Origin of the sequence: Streptomyces sp. NRRL S-495 (genome assembly GCF_000966955.1) — a bacterium.
Classification (GTDB): domain Bacteria; phylum Actinomycetota; class Actinomycetes; order Streptomycetales; family Streptomycetaceae; genus Kitasatospora; species Kitasatospora purpeofusca.
Map to the genome: position 1 here is coordinate 1 of NZ_JZWY01000953.1, position 1,541 is coordinate 1,541.

A 1,541-nucleotide genomic window follows, 5' to 3' on the forward strand; every position below is an offset into this window, starting at 1 on the left:
GCCGAGGCGATGGCCCGAGCCGGACAGCACGAGCAGGCTGCCGACCTCGCCAGAGAAGCCGCCGACCTCGCCCACATCATCACCGACCCCGTCCGGCAGGCCTGTGCTGTGGCCGAGGCGGCCGAGGCGATGGCCCGGGCCGGGCAACACGACCAGGCGCTGAATCTCGCCAGAGAAGCCGCCGACCTCGCCCACACCTTCACTGACCCCTACCAGCAGGTCTTCGTCCTAATCAGCGTCGCTGATGCGATAGTCCGGGCCGGACAATACGAACAGGCCGCCGACCTCGCCAGGGTCACCGCCGACCTCGCTGGCACCAGCAATACCGCTATCTCGCAAGGCTGGGCCCTGGCTAGCATGGCCGACGGGATGGCCCGGGCCGGAGAATACGAACAGGCCACTGACCTCGTGCGCACCATCACCGACTCTGATCAGCAGGCCCGGTCCCTGGCTGGCGTCGCTGATGCGATGGCCCAGGCCGGACAATACGAACAGGCCCTGGACCTCGCCCGCACCATCAACAGCCCCGACCAGAAGGCCTATGCCCTGGCCGAAGTGGCCAGCGCGATGGCCCGGGCCGGAGAACACGAACTGGCTCTGGAGCTCACCCGCACCTTCAACAGCCCCAGCCAGAAGGCCCGGGCCCTGGCCAGTGTGGCCGAGGCGATGGCCCGGGCCGGGCAACGCGAGCAGGCCACCGGCATCGCGAGTGTCGCGGCTGACCTTGCCCGCGTCATCACCGTTGTCGACGAGCAGGCCCAAATTCTGGCCAGTGCCATGGCCGAGGCCGGACAACATGAGCAGGCCGCCAACCTCGCCCGCATCATCACCGACCCCGGCCGACAGGCGCAGTCCCTGGCCGGCGTGGCCAGCGCGATGGCCCGGGCCGGACAACATGAAGAGGCCGCCGACCTCGCCAAAGAGGCATCCGACCTCACCCACGCCATCACCGACCCCGGCCAACTAGCCTGGGCCTTGGCTGGCGTGGCTGAGGCGCTGGCCTGGGCTGGACAGCACGAACGGGCCTTGGACGTCGCCCGCGCCATCACCGACGCTAATCAGCGGGTCTGGGCTCTGGCTGGCGTGGCCGAGGCGATGGTGCGGGCCGGACAGCACGAACGGGCCCTGGACCTCGCCCGCACTCTCACCAGCCCGTACCAGCACGCCCAAGCTCTGGTGAGAGTGGCCAACACGCTGGCCCAGATCGGACAACACGATCAGGCGTTGGCTCTCACTCACACCATCACCGACGCTGATGAGCAGGCTCAGGCCTTGGCTGGCGTGGCCAAAGCAATGGCCTGGGCCGGACAGCACGAACAGGCCCTGGACCTCACCCGTACTCTTGCCAACCGGTACCAGCAGGCCCAGGCTCTGGCCAGCGTGGCCGAGTCGGTGGCCCAGGCTGGACAGCACGAGCAGGCTGCCGGCCTCGCCAGAGAAGCGGCCGACCTCGCCCGCACCATCACCGACCCTGGTCGGCAGGTGTGGGCTCTGGCCAGCGCAGCCGAGGCGATGGCCCGAGCCGGACAGCACGAGCAGGC

Annotated in this window: 1 protein-coding gene; it reads left to right on the forward strand. The window is 69.4% G+C overall.

What is annotated here, in order from left to right:
* Positions 1–1,541: hypothetical protein (locus tag VR45_RS36920; RefSeq protein WP_045944309.1), on the forward strand; the 1,541-nt coding region annotated here is incomplete at both ends.